This is a genomic window from Allotamlana fucoidanivorans (genome assembly GCF_006265225.1).
Classification (GTDB): Bacteria; Bacteroidota; Bacteroidia; order Flavobacteriales; family Flavobacteriaceae; genus Allotamlana; species Allotamlana fucoidanivorans.
This window is the reverse complement of the sequence record NZ_VDCS01000012.1, coordinates 46,700-65,337: the sequence shown is the minus strand read 5'-3', so window position 1 is coordinate 65,337 and position 18,638 is coordinate 46,700. Positions and strand designations below refer to the sequence as shown.

Below are 18,638 nucleotides of genomic sequence, written 5' to 3'. Positions count from 1 at the left end.
GATGGCTTCAGAATAGAATTTATAAATTTGTCAAAATTTAATTTATGAAATCTATTTATATCTTTGTTTTTACTGCATTCGTTTTATGTACCGCAACTGCAAGCGCTGACGACTTTTGGGGTCCAACAGGTCATCGTGTAGTAGGTAAAATAGCTGATAGTTATTTAAAAGGAAAAACTAAAAGAGAAGTAAAACGCTTACTAAAAAGACAGTCGTTAGCCTTTGTTTCTACCTATGCAGATGAAATAAAATCAGATAAACGTTATAATAAATTTTACAGTTGGCATTATATCAACATGCCTTTTAATCAGGATTATGAAACTTCTAAAAAAAACCCTAATGGCGATTTAGTATCAGGTATTGAGCATTGTAAAAATGTAATTACAGATAAAAACAGTTCAGACGAAGATAAAGCGTTTTATTTAAAACTTTTAGTGCACTTAATTGGTGATTTGCATCAACCGATGCATGTGGGGCTGCAGGAAGACAAAGGAGGAAACGACTTTAAAGTGCAATGGTTTTATGAAGATTCTAATTTACACCGTGTTTGGGATTCTGAAATGATTGAACACTATGGCATGAGTTATGCCGAATTAGCTGAAAATGCTGACATAAAATCAAAAAAGGAAATAAAAGCAATCCAAGAAGGTTCTATAATTGATTGGGTTAATGAAACACACCAACTCACCAAAACGGTTTACAAGTCTGCCCAACCTGGTGACAATTTAAGATACCGCTATTCATACGATCATTTTAAAACGGTTAGAAATCAATTACAAATTGCAGGTATCAGGCTTGCCAAGGTTATGAATGATTTGTTTTAGTTTTTAAATAATCACAAACAGCGCTCTTTTTTTGTAACATAAAAAACCTCATAACAATGTTACAAGGTTTTTCGGACTAACTCAGAAATCTGCGATGATTACTAAATGAATTATTTTATTAAGTATTATAAACTGTTCAAATAGGTATAATCGTTAAAGGTATCTGCATCAACCAAACCGCTTGGCCTTTGAAAGATATATATAATACATACTACAGGGCAAGCAACATAGAAACATAACACATAGAATTTGAAATATACTCCACCCCATGGCATACAATAAATCAAAGCCATCAAAAACAATTAGAAAGGACAATAATATGATGCTTATTAAAGCACTATAAGCAGCTAAAAATTTCATAGTAGTATTGGTATTATATCTTCTATTTTTTAAATAGAAAAATATATAATAAGCGGCTAGTCCCAAAATTATAAGATATTCAAATGTCATAGGTTTTTAAATACTCTTTCTGTTAATGATTCGCACTTGAATGCAGTAAAGATTGAATAAGCTCCATCCAATCTTCTGAATAATTAAGACAGAATACATTTTCTTTCTTCTTACCAATAATGGTAAGTTTATCTTTTACAGCAAATAAATGTTTATTTGACTTTACTAACTCAATCTCATCTAAGCCCAATACAACATCTTCATTTTGTTTTGAAGAGAATACAATGCGCTTATTAGTAATCATTAATTCACCTGTTACCTTCTTCTGTCCATGACAATGTCTTGCTTCTGCACTAATAATTTCATACTCTTCCTCAGGTGAGTCTTTTGATGAATTTAGATTATGATTCCCCATATTCCTTAATATTTTTAAATTATCCCAATACATACTAACTCAGTTAAACGATGTGGTGTTAATTGGTTATTGTCAATCAATCCCTTAACTTTTAAAATGGTTGGAACACATGGTATGCTCCAACCATTTTATTATAAATTTTACTTCACTATTATTTTAAAACTCTTATACGCCTTATCCTCTGCATTTAACACGCAGATATAAAAACCTGGTGCTAGCTTATTCAATGATAATACTTCCACATGTTCACCAACTGGCACATTAGATTTGCTTGTTGTGTATTGTAATTGGCCATTTGAATTAAATAGTTGAATACTCACATCAGCAGTTTCATCTAGTTTGTAATACAGTTTAGCCATTCCGTTCACTACTGGATTTGGAGTGAATATGGCTGGCAAATCTGATGCATCAAAATGGACATCATTAAACAAACCATCTGGAACACCCGACGCCGTTTCTGAATCATCAATTACATTTACGTAAACCAAATGAATTACAAAACCATCTTCCTTACCATCATCTGCAGCAAAAACCAATTGCCCTGTGCCTACTTTTATAGGGTTTAAGTTTATGAACTGATTTCCAAAGGCCATATCAACAACCTCTGGATTATAATTACCAGCTAAGAACTGAAAAACATCACCGTCAGGATCTGTAAAAATCTCGTTAGGATCTATGGTTACTGCACTATTTTTATCAGCGAGATTAAGGGTAACAACCTCATAATCTGTATTAAAAATTGGAGCACGGTTTTTCTCAATTACGTTAATTACAATCGTATCATTAGTCACATTGCCTACGGCATCCGTAAAAGCTAGCGGTACTTTATAATTCCCTTCGCTTTCATAATCTGTTTCTACAGTAACCTGAGCTGTGTTTGCATCGGTCTGTGTCAACTCATATTCAATACCTTTAATACTATCATCAATAGAAACAGTAATAGCATCTCCTTCAACATCTTCAAATAAATAATTAAACACTTTAGATTCGGTTTCAACAAGATTCAAAGTATCTTTATAAATATTCGGATAGAAATTTAACTCTGGAGCCCCATTCACATTTAAGGTAATAGTTACCTCCTCTCTTGGATTATTAATATCGTTAGAGGTTGCTATAATCTTTCCTGAATGTGTACCTTTCCCAGCTATTTCTGGGTCTATGGTAGCATTAATAGCTACTGTTTCTCCTCCTAAAACCTCGCCTTCATACGTATCTAGAGTTAACCACTGGTTTTTACCTGATGCCGTTAAGGGTCTTATTTTCCAGAGAACACGCATGCTTTGTACATAATTTGCCCACCAGTAATACTTTTCATTACCTTGATATACCCCTGAAAAACTCTCCTCAAGGATAGATTCGTCTTCAGAATTATCAAATCCCATATATTTATTAGAAACAGGAAGTGTAACTATTATATAAAATTGTTCTCCTTCTGGTATGAAAAATGGTTGTTCTAGAGGGAAATAAATCCATTCACTATCTACTCTTTGATTAATTACAAATTGTTGTTCGTATAGCTTTACACCATCTTGGGGCAAATCGCCTCCTTTATAAACCATTACAGTGATAAGCTCTTCAATTTTATCTAAATACGTATAGGCTCTAACATGGGTTAAACTAAAACCACCTGTCGGAGCTGTAAACCGATTAGAGAATGCCAAATTAGCCCCTACTGCAAACGGTGTAAACACACCATCACCAACTTCTTTGGTTTCAATAGCTAATGAATCAACGGTCACCCTTTTTTGCAAATCATATTCTCCTTCCAGGTCAGAGATATAAGGCTCTGTTGGCGTAGGAGCAACTTGTGGTACCGTTGCAGGTGATAAATTATAGAATAACTTTGAATCACCTTTATTCTCTATATTAAAGGTATAAACCTCTTTCTCTATATTTGTAAGTGTATACTCTTGATCTTGAGCATTCCAACTAAACATTGGAGAATCTACAATGGCAGCTTCTACAACCGTTTCATCAGCACCTGAATTACTGGTATAAATAATCTTCCCAATTTGGTTTTGGTTGACCAACACCGCAATTTCTGCAGTAAGTGTAACAGTTTCCCATGGCTTGATATTGATAGCACTCAATAATACACCCGAACTGCTTCTAATAATCTTATTACCTGCTTCATCATACAAATTAAATCCATCTAAGCCTTCAGAAGCGATTTGCGTTACTTTTAAAATATCGTATCCTTTATTGGTTATTTTTAGCGTTTTAGTTAAGATTAAGTTATTTCTAAAAACAATATTATCCCAACTTAGCGTGTCAGTAACGGCTATTTTTGGCGCCCCTGTAACATGTATTTCAACTGGAACTTCCAAAGTTTTTTGACTATTACTATTTGACACTAAGCTAATAGTATCACTGTAAATTCCAGGATAATAGATGTCTTCAGCGGAAACCGTTAGGTTTAAAGCTTCTTGCTGTTGGGTACTAACGCTTCCTACCTGTGGTGGGGCTATAATGTATGAGGTATGGTTTTTTATATTAGCCCAACTCATTATTAATGCTTTTTCCTCTTGAAGAAACTCAGTACCATCTGGACTCTTAATACCATATTGTATTAATCCGCCCCAAGTCTCAATATCGTCATAATGAAATTTAATATAACCGTCATTATTTATTTCTACTTGAAAAGACACTTCACCAGGGCTCATTGAAGCATTTTGCCCTACTAGTTTATACCACTGCACTACCAATGTATCATCTTCAAGTTTATAATTTAAGCCATTATTGTTTTCTAGTAGCTTTAAATTAGTCCATAACGGTGCTATAACCCCATTGAAATCATCTCCAATTACAAAGGTTGGTTCTCCTGGTTGATTACTTGGTTTCTTAACGGAGATATATCCGTTAATAGAAATCCAAATAGTACTATAATATTCACCATAAAATGGAAACTCAAAAGGTAATTCTACAGAGGTATACCCATTTTCTTCTAGCTCTAATCTGCCTTCATTTAAATCAATCATGTCCCATTTATGAAACACTTTTAAGGAATCGCTTAATTTCCAGGCATACCCATAATCTTCAGTTGCTTTTCTGTTATTTGCTCCTATGGCCTTACCAGTACTTTCATTCGCTACCGATGCAAATGTGCTGTTTCTAAACACATACTCCAGTCCCACAGCACTACTCGTATTTGTAATATTAAAAGGTACCGATGTTTTTTCTCCACCTCCTAAACTCACGGAAATAGGTAGTGGTAAATCATGTGTGTAGTGCGCATCATCTAGCCCCTTAGCCCTTAAAACCGCTTGTTGAATAGAACCATCTTCAAAGCCAACCGTTACATTGCCTACTAACTCATTAGAATTTGTAGGAGTAAATGTTACGGGTAACATTACATTAGATGTGGCATTTAACATTATTGGCAACACTGAAGCATCTATGGTAAACTGCGCTAAACCAGATGATAATGCCGTTATATTAATAGCTTGCGCCCCTTTGTTTTCAACCTTTAAATACTTAGTTTTCGAAGCACCAATAAATACTGGCTCTTTAAAATGAACAGAATCATTAACCGTAACTTCTGGTGTTCCTGAAACATTAATCACTACAGGCACTTTATTAAATTTTGCCGCTGTATTATTATAAACAACAATAGTATCATTGTAGGTGCCTTCAGTTAAGCCATAAGCTTTAGGTTCTATATTTAAATTGACCACTTCGGTATTTCCACTTAAAATGGTTCCTTCTAATTTGTTGGTTTCTCCAATCATGGAAATAGTTCGGTCTGGCGTAAACCTTACAACCAACCCATTTACTAATTCTTGGGTATCACCGTAATCTCTAAACGTTAGCTTATCTTCAGACAATATCCCTTGCACGTAAATGGTATAATCTTTATCTGGCGTTACGTCATCTACATCCTTATAACGATATTCTATAGCGCCATTTTTAAACAATACAACCTGAAACTCTACGGTATCCCCATAATGTGCATACCCTTTAGAGCCACTTCGCATTAAATGACATTCAAATGTTAACACAATTTTATCACCAAAAGCATGATAAATTAATCGATTAACATTTAAAGGTGATCCCTGAATGTTCAGTGGTACTAAGGCTCTATAACCAAACAGATTTACAGTTCCTAAAAGATCAACACTTAGCGATTCCATCATTTGATTAAAGAATGGGAATTTCATACCTAAAGGAATTGCATTTCTTAATTCTTCTCTTGAAAACACAGTACCAAAGTCTGAAATATCATCCCACAAGTTTGCCGCCGGGCCATCAATATCTAATGAAGAACTCATAGTATAATGGAGCTTCTGCCCCATTAAACCAGAGTTTTTATTCGCAATATTGTAATGATTCAAATCATAATTTAAAGAAGCCCCAGTTCCATTATTTGTAATAGACAATGACACTTGTCTTTTTGATTCATAATTAACATCAATTGTTGAAGCTGATACACTCAACGCAATGTCTGGTCCTTGCTCACTAATGAGGCGTAAGGCAAAAGGTAAATCGCCAATATTTGTGTTAAGCGTTATTTTATCATTAATAGCGCCTTCAAGACTTGGTGTATATTTAAACGGTACCTTATCTAAATTTCCAGGATTCACAATCAACGTATCTGCATATACTTCAGTATTTCCTGCTCCTTCAACCGTATAACCATACACTTCAAAATTTGATAATCCCTTATTTTCAACCTCTAATTCAAGATCATTTTCTACGTTGGTAAATACTTCATATTCATGTAATGCTGTATTGTCAACAACGGCTACCTGGCCAACTACTTCTAGTTTTAGTTCAATATTTACGACAGGTTTATGAATATCGTTTGTTAAAACACCAACCGATGCTAAATGATTGCCATTAGTTAAATTATTTGCATCAACCGTAATATTTATGTCTTGATTTGAGAACTCCTGAATTTCACCGTTATTAGGATCTAGAAAAACAAATGATCCGTTTTCTCCCGTACTAAATGCTCTAAGCATAGGAATAGCCGGTCTGAACAATAAATCTCTTGCTATAATATAGGTTCTTCCATTATCTCTAGACACAACAAAACGTTCATTAAACTCTCCCCCACCAAATTGCATCACCTGAGGATTAAGCATCTCCTTTGGGAAATTAAACACCACCCAAAACGATTCATTATCCTGAAACTTTTGTGGCTTATAAATAGGAATTCTGTAATACTTAAATTCGTTCGCCACATCAGGATAATATTCTTGCTGATATACAGTTTCAGCCTTATTCATATCATTTCTTGAACCTTTTCTAATTTCAATAGTGATAGGAAACTCATTAGTTTCAGGAAATAATGCTACTTCAAGGTGCGTTAAATTAAATGAAAAATCGTACGGAATATCAAATCGTGTTCCCATAATTAACCCCGCATTGGTATTACCTGTTCCGGCTAAGAATGCTGGAGGTGTACCATTTTCATATGACAACCCTGCGATATACTCTGGAGTATCATTTTTCCAGTGCTCGAAGGATGATAGCGAGGCCTGAGACAAGTCACTATCTGTTAAATAGCGAATAGCTTCAAATGGCTCACCTAAATCATCATTGGAAGTATTTGCTATACTATCGGATTTATATGTGACCGTTTTAGCTGAAGCACTGGCGGTTTCTAGAGGTCTGAAATAGGTTTCGTTAGAAATTAAGCTTTCCCAGTAAATAATTCCTTCAGAAATGTTTGAAAAAGTAACAGGGACATTTGCCAACGGATTATCGGTTACATCAATGGTCAAATCGATACTTTTGGTCGATTCCATAAAATGTGGCTCACTAGAGGTTGTTGTAGCCAGAATATTAGAGATCTCTGAAATATTTTCAAACTGATCTAAAGATTTAACCGCAAACCAGTAATCTGTTTCTTTTATTAAGCCACCAATATTTATATTGAACGTTTGCCCTGCTTCAACATTATTTTCTACCAAAAAGAGGCCTTGATTTTCAAAATTAGATGCCGTTATGGGTTCTTCCCCTATTGCTAAATAATAATAACTAGGACTAAATCCGTCATCATCATTAGGCACTGTCCATGCTAATCGTATTTCATTATGAAAACTTTCAGCAGCACGTAAGTCGGTAATTGCATTGGGCGGAATTCGGTTATCATCCACTAATGCTTTAGCAGCATTTAAGATACCTTTCCCATACTTACTGTTGTGAATAAATCTAAAGGGGGTTGTTGAATTAATAATAATTCTGCGTAAATCGTCAGGTGTAATAGTATTACCCTCATTGATATTTTTAGCTAAGACTAAAGCCGCAACTCCTGAAACATGTGGACATGCCATAGAGGTACCTTCAATATAACCATACTGATTATTCGTAATGGTACTCAATACGCCGCCTTCTTCACCAAAATTTGTCATATCGCCACCGGGCGCACAAATATCTACCCAATCACCAAAATTGGTATAAGGTGCTGGCAACCCAGTTGGTCCTGTGCTACTAACTGCTACAACCTCATCAAAGGCTCCTGGATAGCGATTGCTTTCTACAGCGTCATTACCAGCTGCAAAGAAGAGAATACCTCCTTTCATTGGGCTACCTGGGTATTGACCAGCCTCAGCAATGAAATAACGAATAGCATCAAGCACCTCTGGTTCATAATAATCTGGACGATTATACCCCCAAGAATTTTGTGAAATTACAGCACCATTATCTGCTCCATAAACTATAGCCTCTGCGAAATTAAGCCCCCCATTGGTACGACTATCAAATACCTGAGCAGATATTAATTTTACACCATTACCTGAACCATCGCCCCCAGCAACTCCGGCAACACCAATACCATTGTTTCCAACAGCACCAACTGTTCCTGCAACATGCGTACCATGATTACCTGGTGTAATAGCACCTCGTACATTAAAGTTATATCCGTAAAAATCATCTATATAACCATTTCCATCATCATCAACGCCTTCCACTCCATTAATTTCGGCCTCATTCTGCCACATATTATCTTTTAAATCTTCATGATTAAAATCAATACCCTGGTCAACAATGGCTACAATAATATCAGAATGCCCTGTTGTAGTTTCCCATGCTTCAAATAATTCAACATCAGAGCTAAACTCTCCAAACCTGTCGTTACTTTCATAATGCCACTGCTCTGATAATTTTGGATCATCAGACTCTAGTACAATCGACTCATCCATAGCACTTTTCACTTCATCAGATTTAAACACTACAGGCTCTTTTCCTCCATCAATCTGGGTTTTCTTATAGATAGGCTTTATAATGTCAATGTCAGCAATACTCTCATATTGTTTCATAACTTCTTTAGCAGATTTGCTAGAATCGAACTCTACTTCATACCATAAATGAAGTCCGTATTTTCTGTGTTTTGCTTCAAATTTTGGAGAAAAAGGAAACACACGCTTTATTTGTTTTATACCTATTTGATTACTTACTTTATCTACATTAGGCAAACCAACTTCTTTTGAGGTTGTTTTACCCGTAGCCACCTTAAAACTTTTAGATTGGTTTATGGCCTCTTGCTTAAATTTTAATCGGATTTTACCACTTAGGATATCATCTTCTGATTGCCTTTCATCTTGAGCCTGCATCACTCCAAAATGGAGCATTCCCAAAAGTAGCAGTATAAATATTTTAATGTTTTTCATTTTTCTCAATTTTTTATTTGTCAAATGGGAATATTAATCTTGAATCTCTCTTACATATCTCACAGGAAGCGCATAGAAATTAGCAGGCAAAACCACTGGATCTACAGATGCACCATTCAATGTTATATATAATACAACAGAGGAACCATTACTTTCTACATAAGTGTTCGTCCAGTATATACCTGTTTTATCTTGTTCTCTAAAAACGTTCCTAAAAGCCGGATCTGAACTGCTAGAGAATTCCAAATACCCAGGATAGCCCAAATCGAACCCTGTTGGGCCCCCTTCAACTAATTTGTCTTTGGCATATAAAGTACCTCCCTGTGACACAATTAAATCTCCATATTCTTGTGGCGTTGGTAATCGCCAACCTTCAGGAGCATAATCTCTAGCAGCGAAATAAGAGTATAAGCGTCCGTACTTTTTACGATCTTCCTTGGTTTCTAAAGGGAACCCTTCTTCGATTATGCTTCTATAGGCATGCCCATAATACCAAGAACCATTTCCAGGATCGGCAGCATAATTAAAATTTTCTGCCATCCATTCCAAACCATTTATCTCTGCGTATTTGTAAGTTTGGTTATCACGACTATCTTTAAACATCCCCCATTTACCACGGAACCTGATATCTACACTATCAACTGAGGTGTAAGCATCAAGAACAACTTTCCATTTTAAGGTGTATAGGGAATCTGCCACTCCTTTTATTAAAGAGTTAGGATTGTTTTTACCATAAACCGTAGCGAGATTTGCGTTTTTAACAACTTCCCATTCTGCTGTGGCACCGGCGGGTAGATAGGCTTCAAGGGTAAAATATTTATCCTCAGCACCCTTTTCATTTTTAATATCGAGTTGATCAGGACCTGCGTAGGCATTCAGCACATCGGTTACAAAGTCAACCTCCTGAAAAACCGCTTTTGAACCATAGCTCAAAGTCCAACGTAATTTATATTCAGATTTCTCCTTACCTATAAATTCAGCTTTAAAATTATCAGCATTCTCAATTCTTCCATCACCATTAATCACTTCCCATTTTCCAGTTGCACCATATTTTGGAGCCTCTGCTTTAAGATAAGCGGACACATTATTCTTCAGGGTATCTACACTAGCTTTAGGCTCAATAATGATAGGGATAAGTGGTTTAAAAGACACGGTTATTGAAGCGGCCTCATAAGCATCGCCATGACTAACTTCCCATCCAATAGTATAGGTTTCACCAGGTTCTCCATAAAATAAAGTTCTTGGGTCATGAATGTCTTCAAAGCGTCCATTTTCTCCATTGTAAATACGCCATGTACCTACTAACGGTGGTTTTACTGGAACCGCACTTAGCTGTATCACATAACCGTCATTTTCAATATCAATAAAACTAGGCCCAGCATTAGGGTTTAGGTTTATAGGTTCTTCATCAGGTGAACAGGCTTGCATTAATAACCCAAAGGCTATTAAGAGCATTACAATACTCACCAACCGTTTAAAATTTGTATGTGTTACCACTTTGTTTTTCAGCATCTTCCTGATTTTATTTATATCCAATATTTTGATCTGAATTATCTAATGCATCGTTCGCATCAATTTCAGATTGAGGTATAGGGAAAGTCATTCTGTAATAATCAGGATCTTGAGCTGTAAATGATAATTTTACCCAGTGCTCTCCTGCTCTATGGAATGGTAGTTGTCTTCTTTTAATATCATTCCATCTAAAACCTTCACCAAATAACTCTTTACGTCTTTCTAATAAAACCTCGTCTATTAAGGTTTGACCTGTTGATGTACTCTTTGACACGCCAGGGTTAGATCTTCTTTGCACCTCATATAAAGCATCTTGAGCTTCTGAGAAATTTCCTAACTCTGCCTCACACTCTGCCTCTATAAGTAACATCTCTGATGCACGAATACAAATGCGTTCGGCATTTCCAACCGAATTATTGTGGGCAAACTTGACGATAAGATACCTATCTGGGTCAATATCATCTACCTTTAAAAAGAACGACTTTCTGGCATCTGCGGCAGTAAAGGTGTTTACAAACTCACTATCAGCGCGCATAGAACTGTAGCCTCCTACTGGCCAATAAAATGAGGGAATAGATAAATAGGTGTTATTATCATCTTGTGTATAAGCAATGGTATAAATAGTTTCAGAGTTTCTTCTGTTAAACCCAGAGAACATGGTGTTGATATCCATTAACTCTAAACCTTCTGAAGCCAATTTGGCATGGTCTCTGGCTGAGGACCAATTACCCATTTCTAAATACAAACGAGCTAAAACAGCGTGTGCTGCGCGTAAATCAAAAAAACCTTTATCACTATTTTCTTTCAATTGATTGGTAGCTGCCAACAAATCGTTTTCAATTTGAGCATACACTTCTGATAGTGGGGCACGTTGAAAACCCGATTTAATTTCTCCAGTTACTGTATTGAGTAAAATTGACGGTGCATCTGGATCTTTGGTATATGCCGGAGCATACATTTGTGCTAACTTAAGCCATGTATAAGCCCGAAGTACTCTTGCTTGGCCTACTAAATTATCTATCTGTTCTGTAGTCGCGTCTGGAATATAAATGGCATTGTTGATAATATTGTTTGCATCATAAATTAACTTATAACCAGACCACCAAGGGTTATCAACATACACATAGTTAGGTAATACATCCATTTGGTATACAGATATAAACCAGTTCCAGTTATCAACGGCATTTACCATAAGGTCTTCCCCCATAATATCTGCCATAATGGGGTTGTATAAACCTTCAAAATTGAAGCTACTTAATTGATTGTAAGCACCGATTAAAGCTGAATTTGCTGTTACGTATGAATCAAAAACTTTGTCCTCAGAAATGGAATCTGTAGGTTCAAGCTCTAAAAAATCATTACTACATCCTACCAATATCAGTCCTAATACCGTAGTTATTATTATATGTTTTATTCTATTCTTCATGATATATGATCTCATTTTTCTATAGCTCTAATTTTAAGCCCATGGTTACAACTTTAACACCAGGGATTCTACCATTGGTTGTTCCGTTTATGGCTACTTCTGGGTCAAAACCTTTAAACTTAGTAAAGGTTAAAAGGTTTTCTGCAGATATAAATGCTCTTAAACTGTTCAACTTAATGGCTTTACATAACTTTTCTGGAAATTGATAAGCCACATTAATATTTTTCAATCTCAAGTATGACGCATCTTCAATAAATCTTGAAGACATTTGATTGGATTGATCAGTGTTATTGGTTACATATCTTGGTACATTGGTAAACCTATTATTTGGTGTCCAAGCATTTGCTGCGTCAGCGGCTAAGTTTGTCCCCGTATTGGTACCGTCATGCATATTGGCCGCGTAGTCACTGTTATATACTTTCCCGCCTAAACTGTAGTACAAGTAAAAATTAAGGGACAGGTTTTTGTAACTTAAATCGTAGTTAATACCACCAAATACTGTTGGCAGTGAATTTCCTAAGCGTTTTCTTTCGGCATCATTATATTCGCTGGTTACTTGTCTTCCTGAACCTAACGGATCATTATATGCTGAGTTTGGAATGGTATTGTCATCTTTATCATCAGAATCGGCATTTACATACCACATTGGTAAGCCGTTATCAGGATTTACACCAGCCCATTCACGCATGTAAAATTGATAAATACTGCTTCCTTCTTCCAGTAATTTAGTACCTGAAACAATTTTTTCTGTAGTTAACTGTAAAATCTCGTTGGTATTGGTTGAAATATTAAAGCCAATAGAACTGTTAAAATTGCCATTATCAATTAGTAAATACTTAAATGATGCCTCAACACCCGTATTTTTCATTGCTCCTAGATTAGACAGAATGGAGCCAAATCCATTACCAGCCGATAATGGTCTAGCAAACAACAAACCATCTGAATTTCTGTTATAAAATTCGAAAGTGGCATCAAATCTTCTGAAGATATTAAGGTCTAAACCAATGTTAAAACTTTCAATCTTTTCCCAGCTTAAATCAGCATTTGATAATTGTACAGGCGTTAATCCTGGGAAACCACCATAGTTGGCACCACTGCCGTAAAGCCCCAAAGATGCATAATTACCAATGTTATTATTACCAGAAGTACCATAACTAGCTCTTAACTTAGCATTACCAAGCCATGACCATTCTGGCATCCAGTTTTCTTTTGAAATATTCCATCCTGCGCCTACAGAATAGAATAGACCATACTTGTTGTTTTTTCCAAATCTTGAACTACCATCAACACGCGCACTTCCTGATAAATACAAGCGGTTATCATAATCGTACTTTACCTGAGATAAATAAGATACCATATTCCAAGAAGACGTAAAGCTTCCTGGCTGTTCTGGTTTAGATCCCCAAACCAAATCAGGTTTACCTGGCACAGAAAAATCAGTAACCTCGGCAGATAACACTGAGAAATCAGCGCCAAGGGCTTCATGCCCTAGTAACACTTCAAAATAAGATTTATCAGATGATTTTGAATAGGTTAATATATTAGAAATATTCCAAGCCAAGTTATCAGAATGTGAGGCTGAACTTCTTCCGTTTACACCTGCCCCATTACCATGCTCTGGATTATAATAATTTAATCCGTCATCTAAACTCGTATCAATACCTCCTGTTGTTCTAAATTTAAAAGATGGTGAGATATCAATATCTAAATACGTGTTTACAACTGCTCTTTTGGTTTTGTACTCATACTTATCAAGAGCTGCTAAGCCTACTGGATTAAAATCAAAAATAGCTTTGTTACCCCATTCAAAATTTCCTGAACCATCATAAACCGGTGAAGCAGCATTAATAATTTCGGCCGACCTCACAGGGTTAGCACCGCCCGTTCCACTTGGCGGTGCATTTGTTTTTGAATATGATAAATGAGAATTAATCCCTGCTTTTAAAAAACTATTGATTTGATGTGATACATTAATTTTGTTAGTTATTCTATTAAAGTTAGCCCCTATAGTTGTTCCTGAGTCTTTAAAATATCCTAAGGACATAAAAACTTTAGTAATATCTGAACCTCCTGAAACATTTAAGTTATAAGTTTGAATAATCCCGTTTTTATAAACTTCATCGCGCCAATCTGTGTTGGTACGAACCTGTGTTCCTGGTATTAATTTACCATTATCATCTAAGGGTTTATCTACCCCAAATGGGTTATAACCTACTATTTGTTCAACCTCATCATGCGCATAGGCTTTTGCCTCTGTAACAGATTGCCCATCAAGAAGGGCTTGGTTATAAAGTCCCATCCAAGATTGCTCATAAAATTGGGTAGAATTCATTAAATCATACCCTTTTGAAATACGTTCTGAAACACCTAATTGACTTGTAAAATCAATTTTTGTGGTGCCTGATTTTCCTTGTTTTGTGGTGATCAAGATAACACCGTTGGCTGCACGTGAGCCATAGAGTGATGATGCGGCTGCATCTTTTAGAACTGTTACACTCTCAATATCATTGGGATTGATATCTGAAATAGATCCTGACATGGGTACACCGTCAAGAACAAATAAAGGCGCACTGCTTGCACTTAAGGAACCAATACCTCTGATTCTAACCGTTGAACCTGCCCCTGGTTGTCCTGAAGCACTAGATACCATAAGCCCTGGTGTAGTACCTTGCAAAGCTTTTTCAAAAGAACTTACCGGACGGTTTTCAATAATTTCATTATCAACCACCGAAGCTGCTCCTGTGTACGCTTCTTTTGTAGAAGTACCGTAAGCTACAACGATTACGGATTCTAATTCTTCTAAATTTTCTTTTAAAACCACATCAACAGTAGTTCTATTATTTACTGCTTCAGTAAGGGTTTGCATTCCAACATACGAAAAAACAAGTTTTGCCTCGCCACTAGGAATTGAAATGGTATAAAAACCTTCAAAATCTGTTGTAGTTCCTTGGTTTGTTCCCTCTACTACAATGGTCACTCCTGGTAAGGGTAACCCACTTTCATCATTAACATGGCCCTCTACCGTTATAGATTGAGCGTAAGTCATGTTAACACTCATAAGGCAGAATAATATTAGGCAGCCTAATAGTTTTTTCATTGTTTATTTGAATTATAGCATCTTAATTTCTTAGGAAAATAGCTAATTAAGATTAACTAATATGGTTTTGGTAATAACACCCCTACACCCCAAAAAGGGGTGCCGAGACATTATTAACTATTAATCACTTATTTATTATAATTATGGTGTAGTACAAGGCGCAAGAAGTCTATCTACTGCAGTATCTTTATCTACTTCAGTAGGCACCATCCATCCCCATTCGTTTTCTGCCATTTCTTCAAAAACCATTGGTTTTGTTCCAAAATCACCATTTTTTACTTTGGTTAAGAATGGCTCCATGGCGCACATACCAATTCCTTCAGCTGGCATTTGTAATTTAAAACCAGTTCCGTAAGTTCTTTTGAAATTTGTATAAGATGCAAAAGCATTAAATTCAGTTACTTCACTAAAATATAGTTGCATGTTTGTAGACTCTGTTAATTTTGCAAAACCTTCCATTTTAGCAACATCAGCTAAAGCACTTGCAGAAGATGTTGAGCTAATACCAATTCCACCGTCATCAGCACTTGGTACTTTAACAGTAATTGTTACTTCTCCAGCTTCAAGCAATTCATTAAATCCATTAAACCAATTGGTTTGAAAACTGATGTATATATTAGCATTTGACCACTGATTTGCTCCTGTTTCAACTAATGCATTAAAGATATTAACACTCTCAATCTTAGCACTTTCTGATAAACTAATATCTCCTGTTAATTGAGTCACGTTATTAAAGGCATCAATAGAAACTAAATCTGAATTACTTCCAATAGTCACATTTCCTCCAATAAATTCTAAAGCTGGGAAACTAGGCAATGCTTCTAAAGAGGCTCCTGCCAACTGCCAATCAGAATTACCAGAAATATCTAAACTTCCATTAATTGATTTAAGATTAGGGGTTTCAACTGTTTTTAATCTTTTATTAAAAGACAGTGTGAAATTGCCATCTACCGTTTCTCCTGAAATAGAAAGTTTTACTACATTACCTTGAACAAAATCAAAGTTTCCGTGAATATCTCCTAAAGACACCACTTCAACATCACCCAAATAATTTAAATGAGCATCACCTAAAACATTTGTACCTGATAAATCTAAATTAGAAAGCGCACCTATATTAATATAGGTAGGATCATCGGCATAATAATTATCAATACTTAATTCACCAACTTGATCAAGCTTTGCTAAAGATAAAGTTGCTAACATTTCACTTTCTTCGGTAGCTAAAGCTCCAGAAATTAAGACCAATTCATCAGCCACAACACTAGTAAGCCCAGCATTTTCCACAACTTCAAAATCTCCACCAATAGAAGCTAACACTGCAAAGTTTACGGTAGCATCAGCTTCAACACCTTCAATAATTAAGTTTTCACCAATACTTTGTAAGGCATCCATTGTAATGGTCGTTCCACCATTAACTTCAAGACTTTTACCAATTAACTTAATTGTTGAAAGTGCACTCACGTGTGCATCACCACCTACAACAACTCTACCTGTAATAATGGTAGCACCTTGAGCCGTTAAAGCCGCATAATCTTCATCGGTTATAACATTACCGTAATAAACAGCATTAGCATTATTTGCAATTTCCTGCTCTAATAACTCTAAATCTCCAACCAGTTCAGAATTTAAAGCCGCTAAATCTGCTTCTAATTTTGCAATAGCAGCCAATAAGGCTTCTTGTTGTGTTGACTCTAAATCATTTACTTTTTCATTTAAGTCGTTAATTTGATTTTGAAGTTCATCTATGTCTCCTTTAACACAACTATTTAAGGACAACATACCTGCAAGAACCAAACAGGAAATAGTTTTAATTTTCATAATTTAAATTTTAAGTTAATTATTTTTTAAGGGTTAGTTAAAATTGCTTTCCGCTGTGGCATAATTAATTATTTACTTAAAATTTAAAGCCCCACTAGGTGTTTTTAGGTGTCATTGCATGAATTGACACATATTATGCAATGATACACATGTTCTAACTTATTAATAAACAACATATTAAAAACAAAAAACTTAAAAACCTTTTAAACGCCCAATATTTCCATAAAGGAACTAATAACGCTTTCGTTTAATGCCATAAACATGTTAAAAAGAAACATATTTCTTACTCATCAGAACATGAAATCATAAAGTGTGTTTTGCTGAAAACTAATATCAGGGCACCATTAAAAAAAAATATAACCGCTTTAAAAGTAAAAATTAGGTGAATTTAGATGATAGAATCATCTAGATTTTTAATATAATCCGAAGGGGTTTGATCGGTATATTTTTTAAAAATTCTATTAAATGTTGTTTTAGAATTGAATCCTGCTTTCTCGGCCAAATAATTTAGTGTGTGATGTTGATGAAATCCTTGAGCTATTAAATGCTTAGCTTCTTCTAACCGATACTCATTCATAACTTCATAAAAGGATTTATTGAAATTTTTATTGAACACTTCTGAAATACGCTTATAAGTGATGCCTGTGGACTCTACTAAATCCTGCATTTTAAGATCGGTCTTTAAATATGGTTTTTCCTTTTCAATATATTGCGATAATACCTCAAAGTCTTCATTATTTTGATCAGAAATAGACCTAGGTTTATTTTTACTAGTGCGTATTAAATTTTTTATATCCTCAGACTCAGAAAAAAGTTCAGGTCGCATGGTGGTAAAAATTCCTAAAACAATTGTAAATAAGGTTAAACCTGCATAAAAAACATTAAATAGATTAAAAAACAATTTAATGCCAGCCAACTCCAATATAGCACCTGTAGTACCAAAAGTCCACAATATAATATTTATAAACACAAACAGTCTTAACCAAACTAATGTGGATAACTGAAATGCTGAAAGATGTTTTTTTCTAAAATATTGAAAACGGTGAATGGTTCTCAAACAAAATATACTATAGAAAATCCCTTGAATAATAATTACAATATTAAAAACAGACTGCGCTATAAGATACCACACAGGAAATCCATTTTGAAGCATTTCTAGTTTTGCATCAGAGGACTTCGCAAAAAACGGCGTTAAAACCAATAAGTAAAGAACTGCTGGTATAAAATGATACAGTTGCCGCATGGGTTTCTTTATGTCGCGGTACAAGTAGTTTCTTAAATAGAGGAACATTAATGGAAAAAACATTAATGTAAAAACATCTAGCACAGCATATAAATGAACATAGCGTTGATAGAAATCTGTGGTGTGTAAAATAAACACGAAAACGGTTACCGACCAAGAAAAAACTAAAGCACCCAAAATTTTATTTGGATAAAAATTACTTGGATAAAAAATAAGATACATGGCTAGGAGAAAAGACAATACGCCTCCCATCAACAAAATCAGTTCAAAATAACTTTCAATAATCATTTAGTGATTCCC

The 18,638-nt window shown here is 35.2% G+C and carries 8 protein-coding genes; 1 reads left to right on the top strand and 7 read right to left on the bottom strand.

All coding sequences use genetic code 11. From position 1 onward, the window contains the following. Positions 1 to 44: 44 nt before the first annotated feature. Positions 45 to 824 carry a S1/P1 nuclease gene (locus tag FGF67_RS12945; protein WP_139698183.1) on the top strand — a complete coding sequence of 260 codons (780 nt, stop codon included), beginning with the start codon at positions 45 to 47 and terminating at the stop codon, positions 822 to 824. Between the two features lie 472 nt (positions 825 to 1,296). On the opposite strand, the gene FGF67_RS12940 is transcribed toward FGF67_RS12945, so the two are convergent. The 7 genes from FGF67_RS12940 to FGF67_RS12910 form a co-directional block, all read right to left on the bottom strand. Next, positions 1,297 to 1,662, bottom strand: coding sequence for a hypothetical protein (locus tag FGF67_RS12940; RefSeq protein WP_139698182.1), 366 nt, complete (start codon positions 1,660 to 1,662; stop codon positions 1,297 to 1,299). A gap of 107 nt (positions 1,663 to 1,769) precedes the next feature. Continuing rightward, the gene (locus FGF67_RS12935; protein ID WP_139698181.1) at positions 1,770 to 9,242 is read right to left on the bottom strand and encodes a S8 family serine peptidase; all 7,473 of its coding nucleotides are present in this window, start codon (positions 9,240 to 9,242) and stop codon (positions 1,770 to 1,772) included. Between the two features lie 33 nt (positions 9,243 to 9,275). Further along, positions 9,276 to 10,754: an FISUMP domain-containing protein gene (locus FGF67_RS12930; RefSeq protein ID WP_139698180.1), complete on the bottom strand. Its 1,479-nt coding sequence runs from the start codon at positions 10,752 to 10,754 to the stop codon at positions 9,276 to 9,278. Between the two features lie 10 nt (positions 10,755 to 10,764). Continuing rightward, on the bottom strand, positions 10,765 to 12,180 hold the full coding sequence (locus FGF67_RS12925; RefSeq protein WP_158293220.1) for a RagB/SusD family nutrient uptake outer membrane protein: 1,416 nt from the start codon (positions 12,178 to 12,180) through the stop codon (positions 10,765 to 10,767). Between the two features lie 19 nt (positions 12,181 to 12,199). Further along, complete coding sequence (locus FGF67_RS12920) at positions 12,200 to 15,277, bottom strand: SusC/RagA family TonB-linked outer membrane protein (protein ID WP_139698178.1); 3,078 nt, start codon at positions 15,275 to 15,277, stop codon at positions 12,200 to 12,202. Between the two features lie 141 nt (positions 15,278 to 15,418). Beyond that, a complete protein-coding gene (locus FGF67_RS12915; protein WP_139698177.1) occupies positions 15,419 to 17,095 on the bottom strand; it encodes a hypothetical protein in 1,677 nt (558 codons plus the stop codon). A gap of 388 nt (positions 17,096 to 17,483) precedes the next feature. Beyond that, positions 17,484 to 18,626: an AraC family transcriptional regulator gene (locus FGF67_RS12910; protein ID WP_139698176.1), complete on the bottom strand. Its 1,143-nt coding sequence runs from the start codon at positions 18,624 to 18,626 to the stop codon at positions 17,484 to 17,486. Positions 18,627 to 18,638 lie beyond the last annotated feature (12 nt).

Excerpts from the sequence above, each read along its gene's own strand:
- FGF67_RS12910 (WP_139698176.1), bottom strand. The coding sequence starts at position 18,626 with ATGATTATTGAAAGTTATTTTGAACTGATTTTGTTGATGGGAGGCGTA.
- FGF67_RS12940 (WP_139698182.1), bottom strand. The coding sequence starts at position 1,662 with ATGTATTGGGATAATTTAAAAATATTAAGGAATATGGGGAATCATAAT.
- FGF67_RS12935 (WP_139698181.1), bottom strand. The coding sequence starts at position 9,242 with ATGAAAAACATTAAAATATTTATACTGCTACTTTTGGGAATGCTCCAT.
- FGF67_RS12925 (WP_158293220.1), bottom strand. The coding sequence starts at position 12,180 with ATGAAGAATAGAATAAAACATATAATAATAACTACGGTATTAGGACTG.
- FGF67_RS12945 (WP_139698183.1), top strand. The coding sequence starts at position 45 with ATGAAATCTATTTATATCTTTGTTTTTACTGCATTCGTTTTATGTACC.
- FGF67_RS12915 (WP_139698177.1), bottom strand. The coding sequence starts at position 17,095 with ATGAAAATTAAAACTATTTCCTGTTTGGTTCTTGCAGGTATGTTGTCC.
- FGF67_RS12930 (WP_139698180.1), bottom strand. The coding sequence starts at position 10,754 with ATGCTGAAAAACAAAGTGGTAACACATACAAATTTTAAACGGTTGGTG.
- FGF67_RS12920 (WP_139698178.1), bottom strand. The coding sequence starts at position 15,277 with ATGAAAAAACTATTAGGCTGCCTAATATTATTCTGCCTTATGAGTGTT.